Below are 24,157 nucleotides of genomic sequence, written 5' to 3'. Positions count from 1 at the left end.
ATGAAAAATTTAAAAACTTTACTTTTAATTACAGCGATGCTTTTTGCTGGAAGTTTGTACGCGCAACCACCAGCATTTGAGGAAGATGTTGACGATGTAGTCATGGCGCCAATTCCTGGAATTGCCATCGCGGCAGCAGTTGCATTGGTCATTGGCTTTAAGGTGGCTCAACGAGAAGATTAAGCTTTAAACTTAGGATTTATAATAGGTGGTGCCAGTGCGCCACCTTTTTTGTTATCTTGCATTAGATTGCCAAAAAGCGACAGCCGTGAAGTGGAGGTATTTTAAAATACGTGCTAGACAAATTCTCTGGAATGAGGATAATAGGGTGCGTATACGCAACCTAAATTATTTGCCAAGATGGCTGGTGCTCATCATCGATTTAGCTACCGTTGTTTTTTCATTTTTCATGACGTTTTTCATTGCGTCCAATCTAAATGTGTCCTTTTACAATGTGCTTAATCTATGGGAAGAGTGCGTATTTATTTCCCTGATTTATTTTTCTTCCTTTTTTCTATTTAGCACCTATGCGGGTCTTATACGTCATAGCACTTTTGTAGATATTTTTAAGATAGCTTTCTCTTGCGGTTTCAGTGCTTTCTCGCTGGCAGCCATAAGTTACGGTTACTATTTGTTTTCTGGATCTAAAATATTCTTGATCCCATTTTTGATTATCAATGCAGTGATCACCTTTGCTTGTATGCTTATGTTACGCATATTGGTAAAGTCTTTATATTCCTATATGACTAATATGGGGCGAAAAAAACATCGCGTGCTTATTTTAGGTGTCAATGATGATGCCATTGCGGTTGGGGAAGCCCTATCGATATCTGACCGTCAAAATTTTGTTCTCGGTGGTTTTGTGAGTTTTAAAAAAAGATATCAAAAAATCAAAATTCAAGGCGCTCCTATTTTTAAATACGACGAGCACTTTTTTGAAACCATTGCGCCTTATAAGATCAATGGGTTGGTTATGGTAGGAGACCAAATGAACGTCTCTGAAAAAAATAGACTCGTAGACCTTGCTCTCGAACAGAACTTGAGAATCTATCATGCTCCTTCCATCACCAAATGGGAAAATGAATCTGATGTCAATGGGAATATTAAAGAAGTTCAAATTGAGGACCTATTAGAGCGCCATCCCATCAATTTAGATGATTCACAGATTCATCACTACATCAATAATAAAACCATTCTTATCACCGGTGGTGCAGGATCAATAGGTAGTGAAATTGTACGTCAGGTCAGTCATTATCAACCTAAAAAAGTATTGGTGTTAGATCAGGCGGAATCACCATTACACAATTTAGAGTTAGAGTTACGCAAAGATCATCCGGAGGTTTCCTATGAATTTATTCTGGCGGATGTTCGGAAAAAGTCCAGAATTGAGGAAGTTTTTAAGAGTGAATCAATTGCAGTTGTGTTTCACGCCGCTGCCTATAAACATGTGCCACTTATTGAGAGAAATCCAACCGAGGCGGTACAAGTCAACATCTTAGGAACGGTAAATCTTGCTGATTTATCTGCTGAATACCGTGTAGATCGATTTGTTATGGTAAGTACGGACAAGGCTGTGAACCCTACTAATGTTATGGGAGCGAGCAAAAGGGCGGCTGAAATTTATGTTCAATCGTTGATGAACGAAAGCGAAGGAGACACCAAGTTCATCACTACCAGATTTGGTAATGTTCTTGGATCCAATGGCTCTGTCATTCCTTATTTTAAGGAACAAATCAAAAATGGTGGTCCCGTTACTGTCACTCATGAGAATATCATTAGATATTTTATGACCATTCCAGAAGCTTGTCAATTGGTTCTTCAGGCTGGAACCATGGGACAAGGTGGCGAGGTTTTTGTCTTTGATATGGGGAAACCCGTAAGAATCATGGATCTGGCGAGGAAAATGATTAAACTTTCTGGTTTAGAACCTGATAGAGATATCAAAATTTCAGTGATTGGTTTACGACCTGGTGAGAAGTTGTACGAGGAACTTTTAAGTAACGAGGCCACTACGCTTCCCACACATCACTCCAAGATCTTAAGAGCTATAGACCATGCCCAATCTTTAGAGCACGTCATGAATCTTATCATTGAAATCGCTGCTGCTGCAGAACAGTCCAATGATATCTTTATGATTAGTAAACTAAAAGTTTTGGTACCCGAATTTAAGAGTGAAAATAGCGTTTATGAGTTTCTGGATATACGAACCAATTCAGAAGATTGATTTATTACCTTTGCACCCCAAATTTAACACATGTTACGCAAATCTTTTTTACTTATAAGTTCTGCTTTTTTGCTGATACTAACCGGCTGTTCTTCCAAAAAGGATATTCTTTATTTCCAAGATATAAGCTCCAAGGAGATTTTTACACCTCCAACATATACTTCTATTATTAAGAATAACGACCAGCTATCTATTATTGTAAGTAGTGCGGATATGACAACTGTTTCCAGATACAATCGATTGGTTCCGAGTGTTAATGATGGAGAGTTTAGGCAGCTCAATGGTCAACCGCAGTTGTTGAATTATTTGGTTGACAATAAGGGCACTATTGATTTGCCTGAATTAGGACAGATCAAAGTAGCTGGAATGACAAGATTTGAGTTAGAAAAAATGCTCACGGAAGAATATAAGAAGTTTGCAAAGGATGTTTTAGTAACCGTCCGATTGACAAATTTTAAAATCACTGTATTGGGCGAAGTATCCCGACCCGGCACTTATTCTATACCCGATGAAAGAGTGACTCTACCTCAAGCTCTTGGCTTAGCTGGGGACTTGACTTTGTATGGTAAGCGGACGGATATTCAGTTGCTTAGAGATAATAATGGTGTCCAGGAAAGTTATATTATTGATTTAACCAAGACGAATGTTTTGGATAGCGATTTGTACTATCTACAACAAAATGATGTCTTGTACGTAGGGCCTAACAACGCGCAAGTCAGCGGTTCTTCCTTTAATCGAAATAACCCCTTGTATGTATCTATTGCATCACTTATACTATCAGTAATCATATTAATCGCTCGATAATGCAAGAACAAGGTTCTATAAATGTGGCTTCCGAAGAATCCCTAGCTCAGCAAATACAACCCTACTTAAATAAATGGTTTTGGTTCGTGATTTCTTCGGTTTTGTTTATTACGATAGCCATTTTCTATTTAAGATATTCGACTAAAATATATCAAGCAGAAGCCTCTATACTTATCAAAGACACTCAGGCTGGAGGAGTTTCGGAGTTAGCTGCTTTAGGGGATCTCGGAATGCTCGGTAATAATTTCAATAGTGTAGAGAACGAGATTGAAATTTTGACCTCAAGAAGACTCATGTCCAGAGTGGTAGAAGAACTTCACTTAGATGTGCGGTATTTTAGAGAAGGTAATATTAAAACTTCCGAGCTATTTCAATCAGCTCCTTTTATAGTTTCTAAAGTATTGGATACCGCCAATACAGGAAGAAATTTACAGTTTTATGTGAAGCCGGTTTCTGAGCTAACTTTTGAATATTGGTTAAACGAGGGTCAAGAACCCAATATTGCCAATTTTGGTTCCTATGTAAAAATTGGGGAGAATACCGAAGTTCAAATAAGCTCTATCAATAGTCCTATTGATGGCAGCGACAGCGACAACGTTTTTCTTGTGCGGTTAGCTGATTTTGAAAAGGTCGTCGTTAGCTATGCTGGTAAAGTTTCTGTGACTCAATCTGTAAAGAGAGGTAGTGTGATCGATCTGTCGATATCCGATCCTGTACCTTCTAAAGCCGCTGCAATTTTGAATCAATTGATTACTGAATATAATAAAGATGCGACCGAGGATAAAAACATTGTAGCTAAAAACACGGTGGAATTTATTGAAGATCGTTTGGCTACTATAGAATTGTCTTTAGATTCTGTAGAGATCAAAAAAGAGAATTTTAAGAGAGAAAATAACCTATCCGACATTGCAGCCGAAGCTGGTTTGAACCTGCAATCCAGCGCAGAATATACCTCCTTGCAAATTGAGGCTCAAACGCAATTAAGAATCGCCAGAGATTTGCGCGCTTATATGGCAAGCTTGAATGATACTGAATATATTCCTGCTAATTTAACCTTAGGAAGTAATTCGGTTAATGAAATTATTAATGAGTATAATCAGCTTTTACTTACTTACAATCAACGCTTAGAAACGGCCACTCAGCTCAATCCTATTGTACAAGAATTACAGGATCAACTGTCTAAATTAAGATCCTCCATAAATGCATCTTTAAATTCTTACATTCAGTCCTTAGAAGTTCGATTAGGTAGTATTTCATCTCAGAATAATAGAATTGAAGGCCGATTGGGAGAAATTCCAGCAACCGAAAGAACAGCAAGAGATATAGAACGAGACCAAACCATCGTTGAGGCTATCTATTTGTATCTTTTTCAAAAAAAGGAAGAAACCGCTATAAGCCTAGCCGTTACTGCACCCAAGGCAAAAGTGGTTGATAGTGCCTGGATTTCTGATCAACCTATCTCTCCTAAACCTAAAATTGTGCTTTTGGGAGCTCTTATTGTTGGTCTACTTATACCATTTGCTTTCATCTATTTAAAAGGATTGATTTATAATAAAATTGAAAATAGAAAGGATGTTACGAGACGTCTATCCAACACCTCTTTCCTAGGCGAAGTGCCTAAATTGGCCTCAGATGAATCTGATGTGATTACCAAGAACGACAGGTCCATATTAGCCGAATCGTTTAGGATTTTGCGAACGAATCTCCAGTATAAACTTTCTGCACTGTCTAATACAGTCAAAACACCCGTTATCATTGTAACTTCCTCTGTAAAGGGAGAAGGAAAAACATTTGTCTCTTTCAATCTGGCCATGACTATGGCCAACTCTGGTAAAAATGTGTTGCTTGTTGGAGGCGATATTAGAAATCCGCAGTTGCATAGATATTTGGTAAAAGGCAGCAAAAATTTAAAAGGTGTGACCGAATTTTTGGTATATCCAGAATATCAGCCCGAAGAACTGGTTCATGAAAGTGATGCTAATTCCAACTTGAAAATAATGCTATCTGGAGCCATTCCTCCCAATCCAGCAGAGCTATGGTTAAGTTCACGTGTCGATGAACTTTTGGACTATGGAAAAGAGAATTATGACGTAGTGATTATCGATAGTGCTCCGTCCATGCTGGTTACGGATACCTTATTGATCAGCGATAAAGCGGATGTTACTGTTTATGTCACTCGAGCTAATTATACCGAAAAGCCTTTGTTAGACTTTGTGAGCGATACTATCGAAAGTGAAAAACTTAAGAATGTTGCCATGGTATTGAATAACGTCAAAATAGCCAACTTCGGCTATGGGAACAAATACGCTTACTCTTATGGAGTTGACGCGGATAGCGCATGGACACGATTACTCAAAGCAGTAAAGCTTAAAAAGTAATTGATCTGAATTTTCAGAGACTATTTATTCTCAAATGTACTCATTTGTGTTTTAATGAGGATCTGCAGTGAAGGCATCAATTTTTTGTCTATTTGAATCTCTTTTATTTTGCTCAGGTGTTCCTGTTTATGAGCGTCTGTCGCTAAGAAAGAATAGTGATTGCCCTTTAAAAGTTCTAATGCTTTTTTCTTAGCGTCAGATCCATAGTGTCCCGATAGGCTTAATATATTGAGCTGCAATCTGCAGCCTCTATTTGCAAAATCCAGCATCTGTTGAATGCTTAAATACCTGTATCGTTCTGGATGTGCTAGAATGGGTTTCAAATCCAGATTACTCATTTCAAAAATCAGCTCTTCAGAGTTGAAGGGCTTCTGAAAATAGCTAAATTCAAACAACAGATGATTTCCTGGTAGGGTCAAGAAATTCCTAGTTTTAAGAATGTCCTCAAAACCACCGTCCATCATATATTCTGACGCAGTTCCCAAAAGAAAATCCGCATCGTCTTTTAATAAGCCTGCTTTGGTTTCAGTAAAGCTGCTTTTGATTTTTTCTGCATCATTACCATAGTAATCCTCCATGGTATGAGGTGTCGTGTAAACTCCAGAGAAGCCTAATTCACGATACAATTTGATCATGCTCGAGGTTGTCTCCAAGCTATCCGAACCATCATCAATATTGGGCAATACATGATTGTGCATATCGATGAGGCCATCGATCGCATCTGCCAGAAAAACTTTCTTGGTGAAAAAGAACATTAAGAGTATTGCGCTATGAGATCCTTAACTTCTTTTTCCTTCATCAATTCAGGAAAAAGTTCTTCTAGAATGATGATGTATTCTGGATCTGTTTTTAACGCATTTTGTAGATGAAATCTCGCTTTGACTTTTTGATTCAATTTATAGTAAGCACCAGCAATGCGATATTCCATTTCTACCTGTTGTGGGTAAAATTCAAGACCGTGGTTCAAGTTAGAAACGACAGCTTCAGTTTCACCTAGGGCTAACAGAATATCCGCTCTAGACAACCAGGTTTCTTGCTCGTAATTACCTAATTCAATGGCTTTGCGATAACCATATTCTGCCTCTTCAAAGAAGTTAAGGCGTTTATTCAAATGTGCATATCTTGTCCAATATAACGCATTTTCTCCATCGACTTCAATCGCCTTTTCTATATAACTTAATGCTTTAGGGTAATTCAACTGCTTTGAATAGTAGTCCACAATAGAAATCCAGCCTTTATCCAATAACGGATCTTCATTAATGGTCTTTTTGAAGTATTTAATAGCCAGTTCGCTATTCCCTAATTTGTTGAAGCATTTTCCTAAACGTAAATAAGCAAAGGATGTAGGATCATCCAGCTCTAATGTGATTTGATAATTCTCTATCGCCTCATTGTAGCGACCCAGCTTTTCCAACACCTTACCTTTTTCAAGATAGGCACCTACAAAGTGATCGTCTGAAATGATCGCAAATTCAAAAGCGGCTAGTGACTTCTCATACATCTTCAAATCAAAATACTGCTTGCCTACTTGATGCCAGGCGACCTCACAATATGGATTCTTATTCAGGAACATATTTAAGAAGTCTATGGCTTGCTGATTTTCCTGTAGAAAATCAAAACAATAGATAATGTTATAAAGCGCAGAATAGTCTGTTTCGTCCAGCTCTAGACACTGCATGAAGTTCAACTTGGCACTGGAATAGTCCTCTATAAAAAGAAATTCCATACCTATAAGGTTGTAGACGTCTGCCTTATCATCCGTTAACTGCAATGCATCATTAAGTAGGTTGATTGCCTTCTCATGCTGCTCTGTTTTGGAAAATATATTAGCCTTTTGAATGAATATTTCAGAATTGTGCGGTTGCAATTCATGTAGCTCGTCCAGTAGTTCGTGAGCCAGTTCAAATTTGTCATCAAAAATCAACATCTCTGCATGAAACAGCTTTAAGTTGACTGATGATGGGTGTTGATTCATCGCAAGATGGATCGCTTTGCGAGCCAGAGCCATCTTTCCGTTTTCCAGATAATGCTCAATAATTTCTTCAAATTCATCGCTATCAAAGAAACCTACCTCGTTGGTTTTAAGCATCAATTCAAACTTTTCAATGCTCAAATCATCATCATTATTTAAGTTGAATTCCATAGGTCGAATTTTTAATGATCCGCTTCTTACTAAGTTCAAAAGATTTGCCAAAGTCTCGCAGTTCCCGCCAAATCTCTTGTCAACATCTTATAAACAGCGCAAAACAGCTATTTATGAGCCGTAAAATTCGGCAATTGTTTGCTTCAAAATGTTACAGGCGTGATCAATTTCATCCATAGTCACGGTATAGGGCGGCGTGATGCGTATGGCTCGCTTTTCAAAAAGCAGCAAAAAGAAAATCACACCTTTTTCCCTACAACGATCAACAATGGCAGCCGTATGTGTCGCATCAGGCAATATGGCAGCTAGCATCAAACCGGTGCCTCTTACTTGCACGATATGTTTGGATAGTAAGCTTTCGCGAAAGCGTAATTCCATCATCTTCACACGTTCCATATAACCTTCTCGCAATATCACCTGCAGGGTTGCAAGAGCCGCCGAAGCAATCACAGGATTACCTCCAAAGGTGGTGATGTGCCCCAACATGGGTGATGTTTTGAAGTGATTCAAGTGTTCTGAACTTGCCGTAAGCGAACCAATGGGAAGACCACCTGCAAGGCCTTTACCACTTACTATAACGTCGGGAACAATGTCGTGCTGCTCAAAATGCCACATGGTGCCGGTACGACCAACACCTGGCTGAATCTCGTCCAGAATCAATAAGGCTCCCATTTTGGTACAAGTTTCCCGCAACGCCTGGAACCAGCGTTTGTCTGGCATGATAAAACCCGCACCGCCTTGGATGGTTTCCATCACCACGGCTGCTGTTTTATTGGTAATCCTTTTTAAGTCTGGCAGGCAATTGAATTGAATATGCTTTATATCTGGCAACAGCGGTCTGAAAGGTGCCTTGCGCTCCTCATAATCCATCAGACTAAGTGAACCTAGCGTGTTCCCATGATAACAATTCTTCATGGCGATAATTTCAGAACGTTGGGTAACGGTTTTGGCGAGCTTGATGGAGGCTTCAATGGCTTCTGTACCACTATTGACCAGATAGGTCATGTCTAAGGGCGCTGGCATCGTGCTGGCTAGCAATTTGCACAAATCCACAGCAGGTTGCTGGGCATACTCACCATAGACCATCACGTGCATATACCGATCCACTTGATCTTTAATGGCATTTACCACTTCAGGATGGCAATGTCCCAATGGCAAAGCACTGACACCTGCCACCATATCCAGATACTTGTTACCGTGCGTATCGATGATGTAGTTTCCAGAAGCGCGTTCTATTTCTAGACCTGGCGCAAATGGAGTCGTGGGCGCTTGATATTTAAAAAAGTCCTCTTTCAATTATCTCCTGTACCTTCAATATTTTCTATCTGATCTTCCTTCCTGTTTTCCAGATCCTCTTTTTTGAGCTCACTGTTTTCATTGAGGTTTTCCAAATCTTCTTTGCTAAAGAAATCGTCCTCTCTCACCGGCAACGGCAACCCCTGAATCTTGATTTGTTTAGGAATAGGTTTGCCCTTGAAAAGGTCATTATAAGACAGTATTTGTTCGTCTCCTCGCCAGTTTAATCCTCTTAGTGTTCTCGCATTCACTGGCAATTCATCTGGCGGAAAGGTGGTACCCTTAGCCTCGTTGTAATAGGTGTCCAGAACGAGTTCACCATCTTCAAATTCCAGCACAACGCGGCCACTGGTTCTTTTGTCAATTCCTATCAATTCCTGCGCTTCATTACGTAAATAGACGAGATGTTCCACATTCTTGTCAATGTTGACCACGCTCAATTCATTATCCTTGAAGAATCCCGTGAGTTCTTTTCCTTTTATTTGGTTGAAACCACCCGTCGTATCCTTGTTCACAATAAAGGCGTTGTAGAATACTCTAAGGGAATCCAGTTTTTCAGTTTGAACGTTGCTTTGGATAAAAATGCTATCGCCTGTCATTTGGCTCACGCCATTCCATAATATGGGACTGCCTATCATCTTTGTCAAACCAGTAGTTTGACGTGAGACGATACTATCTGATTTACCGCTTAGATCTTTTTTGAAGATCCTGGCATCATAGAAACCTCTCACCAGCCTATTTTCTGGTTTGCCGGTCACCATTAAGGTGTCTGCGTGTATGTACACACTGTCTTGTTCCTGAACGGATATTGCCACAGCTCTCTTGGTGATAAAGACCGAATCCTTGGCTCTAAAAACTTCGGCATAGTCACCTTTAATGACAGAATTGTTGATGGTGTCTGTGATCTTGATATTGTTGACGCCACTGGCGAAATCCCGACCGCGATTAAAATATAGGCTATCACCTCTCACATTGCGATCGTTGTAATCAATGCTGGAGTTCTTGACAAAATAACCTTCATCTGCTCGAGTATCGTAAAAGCCTCGTTCACAATACACCTTGCTCGTTTTTCCTGTGATGGTCGATGGACCATACATATAAGCATGACCAGAATCTGAATAAAAGTTCAAGTGGTTGGAATTGATCACATATTCTGGATTGGTGACCACTACCTTGTCTAGAAACTGATATTTCTTATCCTTCATGAAGTAGGTGCCAACCCTGCTTTTCAAAGTGCTTGAGGTGTCTCTAACCGTGCCACCGCTACGGTAATAGGCTTGCTGCCTCGCTCTATTGAACCACAAAGTGTCTGTTTGTAGGGTTGATTCTGGACTGCGCATATTGACGTTACCACTAGCAAAAGCCAGCTGATTCCCACCATTGTATTCTGCGTACTTGGAGTTCATAGTGATGGTATCACCTTGATTCATGCGCACGTTTCCTATGGCTTTAATGAAGTTACTTTCTTTATAAAAAACAGCTTTGTCGCAATACATTTCAATACCGCGATGCTGCACATAAACCTGTTTGCCGGAGTTACGTAAATAAAGAATGGCGCCAGGGAATTCATTTTCATTAATGCTTTCAAATGGCGACTCCACACGTATGAGTGAATCCACGGGTTGCTCTTGAGCTATGGCTGTTAGAAAGAACCCTAAGCTCAAAGCAAACGCTAAAACGAATTTTATCTGGTCCATCACAAGCTTACAATTTAATCTCTTTAGCATTTTCAGGTGTTGAGAATGCGACTTCGTTCAATCCCTTAAATTGGATATTGGTTATGGTCGCTTCACCTATGATATTAGATCGATCTACTTTATTTGAGTAGTTATAAAATTTCCAAGACGTGGCGATGGGAATGTCTTTCACTTCTTTATATTCTCCATATGCGATCGCATGAGCATTTTGCGCTGCCTTATCTGCTGGTGTGCCTCCATAGGTGACAATGTAACCCGCATGGTCTATTCGATTCGTTTCTTTATCCACATAAATCTCGTACCAATCATCTGGTGCATCACCTGTTCCTTGCTCAAAAGTGAGTTGGATTACTTTGTAATCTTCGGTATTTGGTAAAACGTTGATGATGGTGCCATCATCAGTAAGTTTGTATGGTAAGGAGAAGAAGTAACTCCAAGTAAAAATGTCAAATCGCGCTCCGCTATCGTCAGCATCCTGCGGACTCATCCAGACCTTATCACCGTCATAAATTAGTGAAGTTCCATCGGTCTTGTCAATTCTAATGTACTTCGAATCTGTGGACAAAGAAACAGTACCGTTGAGTCTTGACTGGCCGCCAAAACTCAGATCTAAATCAAACTGAACCACTTCCATATCCAGAAAAGCACTTTTCTCATGCGCCATTTCAACATCAGCAACGGCCGGTTCAATTTCTTCAACCTTTATGGTTGTATCAGGCGTTATTTGTTCGATAGATAACGAAGAATCACTTTGCTTGCAGCCTACCAAGAAAGAAATGATCCATAAAAGAAGGATTGATTTTTTCATCTAACGGGTTTTGTTGCTCTTAAACATAGAATCCAAAATCGTCTGGATCCCTTGATACATAAATACAATGGCTAAAATGGCAAAAGCAATTCCAGGCATCAAGAAAATAATGGGATGCTCGCTTCCAGCGCCTATATAGATTAAGATAGGACCCAAGAAGAAAAACGGAATCGCCATCATGAGACGCTTCACACCTTTACTTAAAACCTCTCGATCCGTTGATGGTTGTTGGTTTTCCATTAGCATAATCCTATGTGATCCAGAACAGCTCGCACGCTACCGTATTTTTTAAGAAGTTCCTGTGACTGTTCATAATCTATTCTCGTGGCTTCCATGATCATTCGCGTACCTCTATCTACGAGTTTGTCGTTACTCAATTGCATGTCAATCATTTTATTTCCTTTAATGTGACCCAATTTGATCATCACACTTGTACTGATCATGTTGAGTACCATTTTCTGTGCCGTTCCAGCTTTCATACGACTACTGCCTGTTACAAATTCTGGTCCTACTACGGGAACTATAGAATGATGGGCTATCTCATCTAACTTACTACCAGGATTACACGTAATTCCTCCTGTTATTATTCCACGATTTTGGCAGGCTTGAAGTCCGCCTATAACATATGGAGTACGACCACTGGCTGCTATGCCTATGACGACATCTTTATCCGTAATATCATAGTTTTCAAGATCCTTTATTGCTTGTGCTGTGTCATCCTCGGCATTTTCTACAGCGTTTCTGATCGCTTGATCACCGCCGGCAATGATGCCTATGACTTTTCCGGGAGCAACGCCAAAAGTAGGCGGACACTCGCTGGCATCCAGAATTCCCAAACGACCACTCGTACCAGCGCCTATATAAAAAAGACGACCGCCATTGCTCATCTTTTCAGCGATAACATCGACTAGTCGTTCTATTTCGGGCAGGACTTTTTGGACGGCCATGGCCACCTGCTGGTCTTCTTGATTTATCGCCTCCAACAATTCACGAGTGCTCATCCTCTCTAGATGATCGTGATTAGAATCCTGTTCTGTTATGTTGTTAATAGGCATATTATGGAGTTCGCTTTCGTATTTCGACTACGCTCAATATAAACTTTTGTTCACTGCGTTTACAAAAAGCGATATGATTTTAATCTTGATTCTAATATTCTACCGTTTCTACAATTTCAAGGTCATAGCCTATGATCCCGATGCGTTTGCTTTGCTCACTATTAGTCATCAACCTGAGTTTTGAGATGTTCAAATCGTGCAAAATCTGTGCACCTATGCCGTAATCCTTGTTGTCCAAGTGGCGTCTAGGCGCTTTATGGGTACCGTTTTCCTGAAGTGCTTTGAGTTCTTCCAGTCGGCCCAGCATGTTTTCTGGTTCAAACTGCTGATTGATGAACACAATCGCTCCTTTTCCTTCTTTATTCAAGCGCTCAAACATTGCGTCCAGTTTACGATCTGCCTCTGACGTTAGAGTTGAGAAGAGGTCATTGTTCACTTGGGTCGAGTTCATTCTGGTCAACACCACATCGTCGTGATCCCAATCGCCCAAGGTCAACGCTAGATGGATCTGATCGTTTGTCGTCTGTTGATAGGCTCTCAAGCGATAGTTGCCAAACCGAGTCTTCAACTCAAAGTCCTCTTTCTTTACAATCAAGCTATCGTTTTTCATGCGGTAAGCCACGAGATCTTCAATGCTCACCAGCTTAAGATCATGCTTGCGAGCCACTTCCATCAATTGTGGCAATCTTGCCATGGTACCGTTCTCATTCATGATCTCTACGATCACACCTGCAGGTTCATGGCCGGCTAATCTGGCAAAATCAATCGCAGCTTCTGTATGACCAGTTCTTCTTAGAACGCCGCCATCTCTAGCTTTTAAAGGGAAAATATGGCCTGGTTTGCTCAAGTCGTGCGACTTGGTATTCTTGTCAATAATGGCCTTGATGGTTAGAGCGCGGTCACTGGCACTGATTCCAGTAGTGACACCATGACCACGTAGATCTACAGAAACTGTAAATGCAGTTTCCATAGGGTCAGAATTATTATTGACCATCATGGGAAGCTCCAGTTCTTTGACTCGTTTTTCTGTGATAGGACAACAGATCAATCCACGACCGTGAGTCGCCATAAAATTGATCATTTCTGGAGTGACTGATTGAGCACTGGCTAAAAAATCACCTTCATTCTCTCTGTTCTCATCATCGACAACAATAATGACTTTGCCGTTCTTGATGTCTTCAATAGCATCCTCTATACGATCCAGTTGAATCTTTGTCTGCTGCTGTTCTGTAACCATGGTACTTTTGCTCTTTCAATTCTTTGCAAAGATACGGGATTATGCTGCTGTGGTAGGGCTCTTGGGTTTCTTTTTGAACCTGTTGAGAAGGGAATTGACGCTGCCGCCCAAATCAAAGAATCCTTGATCTGTGGTGGCTCTGTAGGTTAAAAATACGCCTATGGGGAAAATAATCAAGGTACTCATCCATGCACCTAGCCATGCGGGAAAGGCACCTTCAGCTGCAGATTTTTCTGCAAAGATTCCTATAAAGTGGTAGGTAAGGAAAAACATGGTGGCCACTACGAGAGGTAAACCCATACCGCCTTTTCTAATGATCGCACCCAACGGCGCACCTATAAAGAACAGAATGATACAAGCAACGCCTAGTACGTATTTTTTGTGGATCTCAATCTCATATTTATTGAGTCGTACCTGTTCTCGTTGCAGCTGCTCTTTACGAGCCGTGATGCTATAGATTTGCTGTGTGGCCTTATTTGTCGCTACGTCTACCGCACGCTTTTGATCGTTTAAAGATAGTCGCTCAAAAAAAGTTTTCTCATTGACTGTGGAATCGACGTATTTAGAAACACGATCTGTCAATTTATTGGGTGACCATTTGAGCAATTGTGTTTGGTTGTAGATGTTTTTTTGGGAATTGTAACTGGAGGAAAACGAATCAATCTGAGTTTGAAGCTCGTTGATCTTCAACATTTGATAATCATCGGTAACGTTTTCCTTGTCCATGTCCACATCATTCAACTCTGATACATCGACATTCAAAGTATAGGTCTCAAAATAGCTTTTTACAAAAGGTGATGAAGCTCGCTTTCTAGGATCGTTCACAAAAAGATCCTCGTAATAATTCCCGTTAGTCAACACCAACTGAATGATATCTGACTTAAGCGAACTTTTAAGTTCACCCTTTTCGCTTTTTATTACTCTCCAGTTTCCAGATCTACCAGGACTTTTCTTATGAATAATAACATCGTCCAAGTACTGCCCACGATCACCAGTCTTGTCAGAAACCTTGATGTTGATATCACCCAACTGATTAAACACGTTTTTACTGATCGCCATTGCTGGTTTGACCTGCGCGATGTTACGTCTTAAATTACGCTGCTTTAAGTTTCCCCATGGAATGACTGTGTTTGCAAAAACAAAACTGGTGATTCCTAATGAAAAGATGACAATCGTCAAGCTGCGCATGGCGCGCTGTAGTGATATACCGTTGGATTTCATGGCGGCAAACTCATAGTTTTCTGCCATGTTCCCAAAGACCATGATCGATGCTAAAAGGATACTAAGTGGTAACGCCAGCGGTACGATTACCGGTATGGTATACATCATGAATTTACCTATGGTAATCAGGTCAATATCCTTACCTGCAATGTCTTTGATGTATAGCCAGATGGCCTGTAGGATCAAAATAAACATTAACACAATAAAGACGCTCAAGAACGTCTTTATAAATTGTGTCAATATGTAGCGATCCAGTATTTTCAAGCTAGTTCATTTCCTCAATGTCCCAGTTTTTGTACTGGCTGGGATCAAAGGTAAAACAGTTTTTAGCTAAAGGCTCGTTGGTCTTAAAGGTTTGTAGGGTGAATGTGATCACCGTACCGCTGCGCTCTGTAATGATGGTGTTGTAAATATGCTTGGTATTGGCATCGATTCCTAAAAGAATGTTCTTGTAATCAGATCCTGATTTGATAGGTGTGAGCTTCACGTATTGGATTTTTCTTCCCTTCACGTTTTGTACAATGTCCAACTCTTTGTTGTAACCTTTTTGATAAAACGTCATGATGTTGGAAGGATTGATCATTTCACTACCGTCATTGTTTTGGGTGGCAATGGTGACTTGTTCGTCCTCACGATTGATGGTGTACAATTTTCTGCCATCGTACATGTAGGTCGTACCGTTGTAGGTCGCATTGTACTTATTACCACTCAATTTTGCCTCACCTTGTAAGTCTGTGTCAAAGTTGGCTTTAGAGTTTTTCAGATTTCCCTTATAGGTAAAAGTGACGTTGTCATAGCTCTTATATTTTGCTGCCACTTCATCCAGCAATTTTGATGCTTGATTGGATTGTGCTGTTCCCGCTTTCGCGAAAGCGAAAAAAACCACCAGCAATAGATATAAATTCTTCATTTTCATTTAATTCTGCTTTTCTGCATTTAAAAATACTTCTAGCGACGCTAAGTCTGGAATAAGCACCTGACGGGCTTTACTACCTTCAAAACCACCTACGATTCCAGCGGCCTCCAGTTGGTCAATAATTCTACCGGCACGATTGTAGCCCAGTTTTAACTTACGTTGCAATAATGAGGCGCTACCTTGTTGTGCTACCACGATAATTTCGGCGGCTTCCTTGAACTTAGCATCACGCTCTTCTATACTAATATCAAGACTTGTGCCACCTTCCTCGCCTACGTATTCTGGTAAGAGATGAGCGTCTGGATAAGCCTTTTGTGAGCCTATAAAATCTGTAATTTTCTCCACTTCTGGCGTGTCCACAAAGGCACATTGAATACGGATGATCTCATTTCCAGAGGTGTACAACATGTCACCACGACCGATCAATTGATCTGCGCCACCACTGTCCAGAATGGTCCTGGAATCGACTTTTTGTTGTACCCTAAATGACACACGTGCTGGGAAGTTGGCCTTGATCATACCGGTAATCACATTAACCGATGGTCGCTGGGTTGCAATGATCAAATGAATCCCAATGGCTCGAGCCAGTTGTGCCAATCTCGCGATAGGCGTTTCTACCTCTTTACCAGCGGTCATGATCAGGTCTGCAAACTCGTCCACGACCAATACTATATATGGTAGGAACTTGTGACCATTTGCTGGGTTCAGTTTTCTAGCCTTAAACTTTGCATTATACTCCTTGATGTTACGGCACATGGCCTCTTTCAAGATGTCATACCGCTGGTCCATCTCGATACACAGACTATTGAGTGTATTGATAACTTTGGAGTTGTCGGTAATGATAGCTTCCTCGCTGTCTGGAAGTTTTGCGAGATAATGACGCTCGATTTTATTGAAGAGCGTTAATTCTACTTTTTTAGGATCTACCAGTACGAATTTGACTTCGGCTGGATGTTTTGAATAGAGTAGTGAGGTTAGCACCGCATTCAATCCTACCGATTTCCCTTGACCTGTAGCACCAGCCATGAGTAGGTGAGGCATTTTGGCAAGATCCACGACAAAGGTCTCGTTGCTGATGGTCTTTCCAAAAGCGATAGGCAGCGCCATTTCTGCATTTTGGAACTTAGGCGATGCAATCACAGATCGCATGGATACAATAGAAGGGTTTTGATTAGGTACCTCAATACCTATAGTACCTTTACCTGGAATGGGAGCGATGATTCTAATTCCAAGTGCCGCAAGTGATAAAGCGATATCGTCCTCTAGATTCTTGATTTTAGAGATACGTACACCAGCTTCTGGTACGATTTCATACAGTGTTACCGTAGGTCCAACAGTAGCTGTGATTTTGGCAATGCCTATTTTGTAATTCTTGAGCGTGTCCACGATGCGATCTTTGTTCGCTTGCAGTTCCTGCTCATTGATGGTGATGGTTTTACCTTTAGTATAATCCTTTAAAAGATCAATAGGCGGGAACTGGTAGTTGCTTAATTCCAGGGTTGGATCAAATTCGCCAAAATCCTGCACCAACTTTGAAGCCTTATTGTCAAACACTTCCTCTTCATCGACCGTTTGCTCTATGTCCATACCTATATCATCACCGTCGCCGGTGGCTGGAATAGAAGTAATAATAGGACTGACAGGTTCGGTTTTTAGGACAGGTTCTGGAATTTCTTCTTCATCGTCCTCAATGATTGTGATGTCAGTGAGATCGACATTATCATCGCCTATCGTTTGGCCTTCAATGGTATTGGTTTTCCAATCGGTTTCCTCGTCAGTCGCTTCAATATTATCCAATGGATCAAATCCTTCTTTAACCTGAGCCGATTTGCGTTTGAAGTAGCTGCTTATTTTCTCTGGCGTGACGCCCAATCTCAACGTGAGATAAATGAGTGCGAGAAACGCCATGACAATAATGGTTCCTATCAAACCAATGTAATCTTGCATGAAGTCGTTAAGTTCCATTCCCACCATACCGCCCAATAATGGTAAGCTCTTGTGGAAAAACCCAAAAAATACGGACAGCCACAGCATGAGCGGCAGACCCCAAACCCATAGAAGGGAAATTCGCTTTCGCGAAAGCGAAAACGCTCCACGCTTTGCTGCAAATAAATAAGTTCCTGTAATAATGAGTAGAATGGCGATGGAAAAAGCCGCAATACCGAACCCGTCATAAACGAAAACGTTGCCCAACCATGCACCAAGTTTGCTGAGCCAGTTTTGAGCTTCCAGCTCACGTTCTGTGAGTCGTCCCAAAATGCTTTGATCGCTGCGCCAGGTAAGTAGGAATGAGGTGAACGATAGTAAAAAGACGATACCTAGAGCAATGAGAAAAAAACCTACAATAACTTCCTGTAAACGAGATAGTTTAAAGGATGGCATGGATAGGGAATTGGTCTTGCCTGTGGCTTTCTTTTTAGTAGTTGATTTTTTGCGGGTCATATCAATAGTGAACGAGCAAAAATAGCAATATTGTATGGTTTCTTTAAGGCTGTAACTAGTTGTTTATGCAAATAAAGGTTGTATCAAATCTTGAAAATAGGGAATGTAGATGATGAGGCCAATGATGGTAGCAATAACTGCTGCAAAGAACACGGCACCAGCGGCGATATCTTTAATATGGCCTATTTTGACATGAAAATCTGGATGTATAAAATCTGCTACGGCCTCGATGGCGCTGTTAATACCTTCGGCAGTGAGTACTAATCCTATCGCAAAACACTGGAACATCCATTGGGTTGTCGTGATCTGGAAGTAGAAGCCCATTGCGGTTACTATAATGGACAGAAATATTTGAACCTGTATGCTAGGTTCTGTTTTAATAAGGGTTGCGGCGCCGTTAAAAGCATAGACACAACCCTTTAATCTTCCTTTTATAAATTGTTTAAACCCCAATTATAGCAGGGATTTTAGTGCTTCAAGGTAATCAGGTTCTTGACCTATTTCTGGAACTTGTTGATTGTAAATGACTTTTCCATTTTCATCAACCACAACTACCGCTCTAGAATGGAAACCTTCAAAAGGTCCATCGACAATGGTCAAGCCATAGCTCTCACCAAATTCTCCTGTTCTAATATCGCTCAAATTCATGACGTTGTTAGTGTCTTCGTCCTTAGTAAATCTCTTGAGAGCGAAAGGTGTATCCCTAGAAACACTCACCACTTTTGTATTTTCTAAATCTGTCGCACGTTTATTAAAGTTGCGCACTGATGTGGCGCAAACGTCTGTGTCAATACTTGGGAAAATATTGAACACCACGCGACTGCCTTTAAAATCGGCTAGGGTTGTGGTAGAAAGGTCATCCTTTAGTAATTCAAAATCTGGAGCTTGTGATCCTACTTCGGGAAGTGAACCTACGGTGTGTATTTCATTACCGCTTAATGTAATCGTTGCCATCTGGTTTGGTTTTTCAGTTTGCACTAAATTACCCATGGTAGAAGCGCTTTAAGTTGGTAAAATGTTAAATAACAAGGGAAAGAATTATAAGAAATGACTCACATAGCCATAGAGTAAGTAAATACATTGTTTTAATTTTGTAGAAAATATCTATAATGACCATCACACAGCTCAAATATGTCCTTGCCGTAGCCCAATACCAAAATTTCACCAAGGCGGCCAATAAGGTGTTTGTGACACAACCTACCTTGAGCATGCAAATCCAGAAGCTGGAAGATGAGTTAGACGTACAGATTTTTGACCGTACTAAAAAACCTATTGAGCTAACCGAGACTGGTAAGAAGATTGTCCAACAAGCGCATAACATTGTCAATGAAAGCGATCGCATTCAGGACATTGTCGATCAAGAAAAAGGATTTATAGGTGGAGATTTTAAAATAGGTGTGATCCCAACGGTGATGCCTACTTTATTACCTATGTTCCTGATGAACTTTGTGAACCGCTACCCTAAGGTGCGCTTGCGCATTGAAGAATTGACCACTGATAATATCATCAATGGATTGTTGGAAGGTTCTATCGATGCAGCTATTGCCGCCACGCCACTGGAAAATGAAATGATCAAGGAACGTGTCCTTTATTACGAACCTTTTGTTTGTTACGATCCTAAAAATTCTGGACAAGAGAACAAAAAAATAAAAGTAGAAGACATCAATATTGATGAACTGCTGCTGTTAGAAGATGGTCACTGTTTTAAGGATAATGTATTGAACCTATGCCGCAGCTCCAAAAAGAATGACGACGATAAATTCACGCTGGAGAGCGGTAGTTTTGAAACGATGATCAAGTTATCTGATGAAGGTCTAGGCATGACTTTACTGCCTTATTTAAATACTTTAGATCTCTCATCCACTAAGAAACAAAACCTTAGATACTTTGAAGAACCATCTCCTGCTAGAGAAGTGAGTTTGATTTATCATAAATCAGAACTTAAAATGCAGATCATTGAGGCCCTACAAGGCGTCATTGCTGGTGTAGTAAAGGGCGCAATCGCCTTTAGCAACGTACAGATTATAAGTCCATTAGCTAAAAGATAATCTGAGAATTATAGCTAAGAGAAAGCTATGTCGCTTGCGGTGGCAAGCATACCTTCAATTCTGGCTGCATCACGTACAGTTTTTTAAGCCAGATATTTAATTCTTGAATTTCGAATGGAAGCAATCGATCCAGTGCCTTGTGGAGTTCCTTACAGAATAACGTGGAATCAAAACTTACCTTTTCGAGTATGATTAGGGTGTATTCAAACATCGCTCGTGCCATAATTTTTAGAATTTTAGAAGCGTAGTTTTGTAGAATAGTAGAACATTTGAGCTCATTAAATATAGGTCAAAACTCTCGCTAGACTCAAATATTAAGTGTTAATATTTGAAGTTTCCCAGTGATAAAAAAGCCTTAACAATCTACTTAAATTTGATTTCCAATACGTTAGCTAACTACTATAACACTTACAATAGATAGAATGGCTAGAAGAAAGGTAGACAAGGCTACTTTTTTCAATTCGGGATCCAGAAGTATGGAAGAAGCTATGCTCCTAACGGTCAACAGATGTTTTAGTAGTGGTATGAAAGCCAGTATAGGTAAGAACAGCACATACGATACGGATAGTTCTAAACTGCCCGATTTAATAAACTGTATCCATAGAAACAGCATCATGGAGACGAAAGCTATTATAAGGTAAGTGAAATGCAACCTTTTTGATTTTTTCAATCCCAACTTTACGGGAATGGTATTCTTTCCAGATTTCTTATCACTTTCAATATCTCGCATGTTGTTCAGATTAAGTACCGCAACACTCAATAACCCGATTGTAAACGATGGTAGGATAAAACTCCAATCCAGAACCGAAGTAATCAAGAAGTAAATACCCATCACGCTTACCGGGCCAAAAAATATAAATACAAAAACATCGCCAAGGCCTCGATAGCCATAGGCATTATCGCCAACGGTGTATTTTATAGCCGCCCATATCGCCGCGATGCCAAGAACTAAGAAGAAAAGAGAAATCAAAAGTTGCTCCAGTCCCAAGCTCACATAAATCAGGGCAACGGCACATAAAAAAGTGAGGACAGAAGTAATGATCATCACACGCTTCATTTCTGGTGGTTTGATGATGCCGCTTTGAATGGCTCTCATGGGACCTATGCGCTCGTCATTATCGGTTCCCTTAACTCCATCGCCATAGTCATTGGCAAAATTGGATAGAATCTGGAAACCTAGCGTTGTTAATAAGGCTAGAATAGGAATCCACCAGTTGAAATAAATGACCGGTATATGATTGTATGGTCCATCGAACACATTATAGCTCGCTTTCGCGAAAGCGATATCCAGATAAGCATAGGCACTACCCACAAGAATGCCACTAATACTCAAAGGCAACGTACGTGGTCTGGCTGCACTGATCCAGGCTTGGGTTTTATTCTTCAAGGTGCCATGATTTTTACCATGGTTTCCTTCAGTAAATCTGCTTGCGGCATTTGTATGGCGCCTACACCTTTAGACTTCACGTCCATTTCACGTATGATCTGGATCGCACGACTGCAATATTTCATGGGATAATTACGCACGGCCACGAGCAGTTCCTGCACAAAAAACGGATTGATTCCGGCTGCACGAGCCACACTTTTAGGCGACCGATCGTTTAAGGCATGCACCTTGAGCAACTGTACAAAAAAGCTGTGAAGTTGCGCAGTGGTGAGCACAATCGGATTGTCCTTAGGGTTCTCTGAAAAATAATTGATGATGCGATGCACCTTTACCGTATCCCGATTTCCCAAAGCCTTGCGCAACTCAAAGTTGTTGAAGTCTTTTGAGAAACCTATGTTTTCTTCAATAGCTTGTGGTGTAATGGGCTGGCTTTTATCGTGCACGATAGTGAGTTTTTCCAACTCATTGCTTATTCTGCTCAGATCATTGCCTATAAATTCCACCAGCATTTGGGTCGCCTTGGGTTCGATGGAATACCCCATTTCCTTGAGGTGCCCACTGATCCAGTTAGGCATCTGGTTGTCATAGACGGTTTTGCTTTCAAATACGACACCATTTTTCTTGATGTTTTTAAAGACTTTAGTGCGACCGTCAGGTTTCTTGTACTTAAAATTGAATACCAAGATCGTCGTGGCAGATGGGTTTTCCATATAGCTTTCCATCTGCGTAAGCTTTGAACTCAAATGCTGGGCTTCTTTCACAATGATCACTTGATAAGGTGCCATCATGGGGAAACGTTTGGCGCTCTCGATGATCTCATCCACTTTGGCATCCTTACCATATAAGACCATTTGATTAAAACCTCTTTCAGATTCATCAAGGACAGAGTTTTCGATCGCGTCACTTATCTGATCAATAAAGTAGGGTTCGTCACCATAGAGAAAATAGACAGGTGCATATTTTTTTGCCTTGATGCTGGTAAGAATATTATTGAGATCACTCATCTAGAGCCGTGGCGCTTTTTGTAGTTTTGTTATATGAAGGCACTGCGATTGCCGCCTGCAAATTTCAGGGTTAAAAATACTGAAAAAGGGCGTCTCATTTTTGATCCCATCCGTAAAAAGTTTGTCCAGCTGCAACCTGAAGAATGGGTTCGCCAGCACATCATTCAGTGGCTTATTACCTACAAGCAGGTGCCTATCAGCCTTATCAATGTAGAAAAGCAATTGATCATTGCTGGTACTTCAAAACGATATGACATTGTTGTTTTTAAGCCAGACGCCAGCATTGAAATCATTGTGGAGTGTAAGGCGCCTAGCATCACCATTGATCAAAGCGTTTTTGATCAAATTGCACGATACAATCTAGCGGTAAAGTCTACCTACCTTATGGTAAGCAATGGTATGGAGCATTACTTTTGCACCATGGACTATGATAACCAGCGGTATAATTTTATTCCAGATCTTCCAGAATATAGTTTATGAAACTAGCCATCGTCATACTTAACTGGAATGGATCAGCATTGTTGAAAGAATTCTTACCAACAGTGGTAGAATACTCTTCCAATCATCAAATTATTATTGCAGATAACGCCTCGACAGATGATAGTGTCCACTGGTTACACGAGTACTATCCAGATATTAAGGTGATCGTAAATGATGAAAACTTGGGCTATGCTGGTGGTTACAATCAAGTCATACCCCAATTAGATGCCGATGTTCTTTGTCTTTTAAATAGTGACGTTGCTGTGACTGACGAATGGTGTCAACCCATCTTGAAGGAATTTGAAAATGATGCCAGTCTTGGAGCTGCTCAGCCAGCGCTGTTGGATTATAAGAACCAAGATCGCTTTGAGTACGCTGGTGCCAGTGGTGGTTTTCTGGATCAATTGGGATATCCATACTGTCGTGGTCGGGTATTTGACTATTTAGAAATGAATCACGGACAATATGATAGCGAAATCGAGATCGATTGGGCTAGCGGTGCCGCTTTATTTGTACGTAAAAAAGCCTTCGTGGAAGCTGGAGGTTTTGACGAGCAATATTTTGCGCATCAAGAAGAAGTAGATCTATGCTGGAGATTAAGAAGACTGGACTACACCGTTAAGGTATTTCCAGATGCTAAAGTATTTCATTTAGGTGGTGGAACCCTAAACAGTCTCAACCCAAGAAAAACATACCTGAATTTTAGAAACAGCCTGCTTACCATCGTAAAAAATGACGGGCGCTCTCTCTTCTGGCTTATTATTCTGGCAAGAATGATACTTGACGGCGTTGCAGCGGTGAAGTTTTTGCTGGAATTTAAAGTAAAACATAGCTATGCAGTTTTAAAAGCACACATCAGTTTTTACAGGTTGCTGCCTTCCTTTTTAAGGAAACGTAAGCTATTGAAAACCTCAGGAATGTTGGGAATTAAAAATAAAGGTGTAACTAGCATTGTATTAAGTTATTACCTGAAAGGCAAAAGACAGTTTTTGTAAGTGATTCTTTCTTATAATTCTA

General features: G+C 40.5%; 23 protein-coding genes. 7 read left to right on the top strand and 16 right to left on the bottom strand.

Features of this window, described 5'->3' with window-relative positions; all coding sequences use genetic code 11:
• The 4 genes from AAU57_RS15105 (at position 1) to AAU57_RS12430 (ending at position 5,406) form a co-directional block, all read left to right on the top strand.
• The gene (locus AAU57_RS15105; RefSeq protein WP_156340154.1) at positions 1 to 183 is read left to right on the top strand and encodes a hypothetical protein; all 183 of its coding nucleotides are present in this window, start codon (positions 1 to 3) and stop codon (positions 181 to 183) included.
• Between the two features lie 85 nt (positions 184 to 268).
• Positions 269 to 2,224 carry a polysaccharide biosynthesis protein gene (locus AAU57_RS12440; RefSeq protein WP_055413773.1) on the top strand — a complete coding sequence of 652 codons (1,956 nt, stop codon included), beginning with the start codon at positions 269 to 271 and terminating at the stop codon, positions 2,222 to 2,224.
• Positions 2,225 to 2,254: 30 nt separating this feature from the next.
• Positions 2,255 to 3,028: a polysaccharide biosynthesis/export family protein gene (locus tag AAU57_RS12435; RefSeq protein ID WP_082438627.1), complete on the top strand. Its 774-nt coding sequence runs from the start codon at positions 2,255 to 2,257 to the stop codon at positions 3,026 to 3,028.
• Positions 3,028 to 5,406, top strand: a complete 2,379-nt coding sequence (locus AAU57_RS12430; protein WP_055413216.1) for a GumC family protein — start codon at positions 3,028 to 3,030, stop codon at positions 5,404 to 5,406. The genes AAU57_RS12435 and AAU57_RS12430 overlap by 1 nt, the downstream gene beginning before the upstream one ends.
• Positions 5,407 to 5,426: 20 nt before the next feature.
• On the opposite strand, the gene AAU57_RS12425 is transcribed toward AAU57_RS12430, so the two are convergent.
• The 13 genes from AAU57_RS12425 to tpx all read right to left on the bottom strand — a co-directional run bounded on the left by AAU57_RS12425 (position 5,427) and on the right by tpx (position 19,175).
• Positions 5,427 to 6,161 (bottom strand): tyrosine-protein phosphatase, encoded by a 735-nt coding sequence (locus AAU57_RS12425; protein ID WP_055413215.1) that lies wholly within the window; start codon positions 6,159 to 6,161, stop codon positions 5,427 to 5,429.
• Positions 6,161 to 7,549 carry a tetratricopeptide repeat protein gene (locus tag AAU57_RS12420; RefSeq protein ID WP_055413214.1) on the bottom strand — a complete coding sequence of 463 codons (1,389 nt, stop codon included), beginning with the start codon at positions 7,547 to 7,549 and terminating at the stop codon, positions 6,161 to 6,163. Before AAU57_RS12420 ends, AAU57_RS12425 begins: the two co-directional genes overlap by 1 nt.
• Positions 7,550 to 7,660: 111 nt before the next feature.
• Entirely contained in the window at positions 7,661 to 8,845 is a 1,185-nt protein-coding gene (locus AAU57_RS12415; protein WP_055413213.1) for an aspartate aminotransferase family protein, read from the bottom strand.
• Positions 8,842 to 10,572, bottom strand: a complete 1,731-nt coding sequence (locus AAU57_RS12410; RefSeq protein WP_231717817.1) for an OstA-like protein — start codon at positions 10,570 to 10,572, stop codon at positions 8,842 to 8,844. Before AAU57_RS12410 ends, AAU57_RS12415 begins: the two co-directional genes overlap by 4 nt.
• Positions 10,550 to 11,350 (bottom strand): DUF6503 family protein, encoded by an 801-nt coding sequence (locus AAU57_RS12405; protein ID WP_055413212.1) that lies wholly within the window; start codon positions 11,348 to 11,350, stop codon positions 10,550 to 10,552. The genes AAU57_RS12410 and AAU57_RS12405 overlap by 23 nt, the downstream gene beginning before the upstream one ends.
• The gene (locus AAU57_RS12400; RefSeq protein WP_055413211.1) at positions 11,351 to 11,590 is read right to left on the bottom strand and encodes a DUF6095 family protein; all 240 of its coding nucleotides are present in this window, start codon (positions 11,588 to 11,590) and stop codon (positions 11,351 to 11,353) included.
• Positions 11,590 to 12,405 (bottom strand): N-acetylmuramic acid 6-phosphate etherase, encoded by an 816-nt coding sequence (murQ, locus tag AAU57_RS12395; RefSeq protein ID WP_055413210.1) that lies wholly within the window; start codon positions 12,403 to 12,405, stop codon positions 11,590 to 11,592. Before murQ ends, AAU57_RS12400 begins: the two co-directional genes overlap by 1 nt.
• A 91-nt stretch (positions 12,406 to 12,496) precedes the next feature.
• Entirely contained in the window at positions 12,497 to 13,642 is a 1,146-nt protein-coding gene (gene ribB / locus AAU57_RS12390) for a 3,4-dihydroxy-2-butanone-4-phosphate synthase (protein WP_055413209.1), read from the bottom strand.
• 39 nt (positions 13,643 to 13,681) lie between these two features.
• Positions 13,682 to 15,127 carry an LptF/LptG family permease gene (locus AAU57_RS12385; protein ID WP_055413208.1) on the bottom strand — a complete coding sequence of 482 codons (1,446 nt, stop codon included), beginning with the start codon at positions 15,125 to 15,127 and terminating at the stop codon, positions 13,682 to 13,684.
• Position 15,128: 1 nt separating this feature from the next.
• A complete protein-coding gene (locus AAU57_RS12380; RefSeq protein WP_231717816.1) occupies positions 15,129 to 15,779 on the bottom strand; it encodes a LolA family protein in 651 nt (216 codons plus the stop codon).
• A complete protein-coding gene (locus AAU57_RS12375) occupies positions 15,780 to 18,221 on the bottom strand; it encodes a DNA translocase FtsK (RefSeq protein ID WP_055413207.1) in 2,442 nt (813 codons plus the stop codon).
• 63 nt (positions 18,222 to 18,284) lie between these two features.
• Positions 18,285 to 18,674: a diacylglycerol kinase gene (locus AAU57_RS12370; protein WP_055413206.1), complete on the bottom strand. Its 390-nt coding sequence runs from the start codon at positions 18,672 to 18,674 to the stop codon at positions 18,285 to 18,287.
• The gene (tpx, locus tag AAU57_RS12365) at positions 18,675 to 19,175 is read right to left on the bottom strand and encodes a thiol peroxidase (RefSeq protein ID WP_055413769.1); all 501 of its coding nucleotides are present in this window, start codon (positions 19,173 to 19,175) and stop codon (positions 18,675 to 18,677) included.
• A gap of 155 nt (positions 19,176 to 19,330) precedes the next feature.
• On the opposite strand from tpx, the gene AAU57_RS12360 reads away from it, so the two are divergent.
• Positions 19,331 to 20,269 carry a hydrogen peroxide-inducible genes activator gene (locus tag AAU57_RS12360; RefSeq protein WP_055413205.1) on the top strand — a complete coding sequence of 313 codons (939 nt, stop codon included), beginning with the start codon at positions 19,331 to 19,333 and terminating at the stop codon, positions 20,267 to 20,269.
• A 25-nt stretch (positions 20,270 to 20,294) separates the two neighbouring features.
• On the opposite strand, the gene AAU57_RS12355 is transcribed toward AAU57_RS12360, so the two are convergent.
• The 3 genes from AAU57_RS12355 to holA form a co-directional block, all read right to left on the bottom strand.
• A complete protein-coding gene (locus tag AAU57_RS12355) occupies positions 20,295 to 20,492 on the bottom strand; it encodes a hypothetical protein (protein WP_055413204.1) in 198 nt (65 codons plus the stop codon).
• Positions 20,493 to 20,657: 165 nt separating this feature from the next.
• Positions 20,658 to 21,656 (bottom strand): 1,4-dihydroxy-2-naphthoate octaprenyltransferase, encoded by a 999-nt coding sequence (gene menA, locus AAU57_RS12350; RefSeq protein ID WP_055413203.1) that lies wholly within the window; start codon positions 21,654 to 21,656, stop codon positions 20,658 to 20,660.
• Positions 21,653 to 22,660 carry a DNA polymerase III subunit delta gene (gene holA / locus AAU57_RS12345; RefSeq protein ID WP_055413202.1) on the bottom strand — a complete coding sequence of 336 codons (1,008 nt, stop codon included), beginning with the start codon at positions 22,658 to 22,660 and terminating at the stop codon, positions 21,653 to 21,655. The genes menA and holA overlap by 4 nt, the downstream gene beginning before the upstream one ends.
• 33 nt (positions 22,661 to 22,693) lie before the next feature.
• Here holA and AAU57_RS12340 point away from each other — a divergent pair, with 33 nt between their 5' ends.
• On the top strand, positions 22,694 to 23,140 hold the full coding sequence (locus AAU57_RS12340; RefSeq protein ID WP_055413201.1) for a type I restriction enzyme HsdR N-terminal domain-containing protein: 447 nt from the start codon (positions 22,694 to 22,696) through the stop codon (positions 23,138 to 23,140).
• Complete coding sequence (locus AAU57_RS12335) at positions 23,137 to 24,135, top strand: glycosyltransferase family 2 protein (protein ID WP_055413200.1); 999 nt, start codon at positions 23,137 to 23,139, stop codon at positions 24,133 to 24,135. The genes AAU57_RS12340 and AAU57_RS12335 overlap by 4 nt, the downstream gene beginning before the upstream one ends.
• Positions 24,136 to 24,157: the final 22 nt, after the last annotated feature.

This window comes from Nonlabens sp. YIK11, from assembly GCF_001413925.1.
In the GTDB taxonomy this organism is placed as follows: Bacteria; Bacteroidota; Bacteroidia; order Flavobacteriales; family Flavobacteriaceae; genus Nonlabens.
Note: the sequence above shows the minus strand (reverse complement) of the source record. Positions and strands in the feature narration are given on the sequence as shown.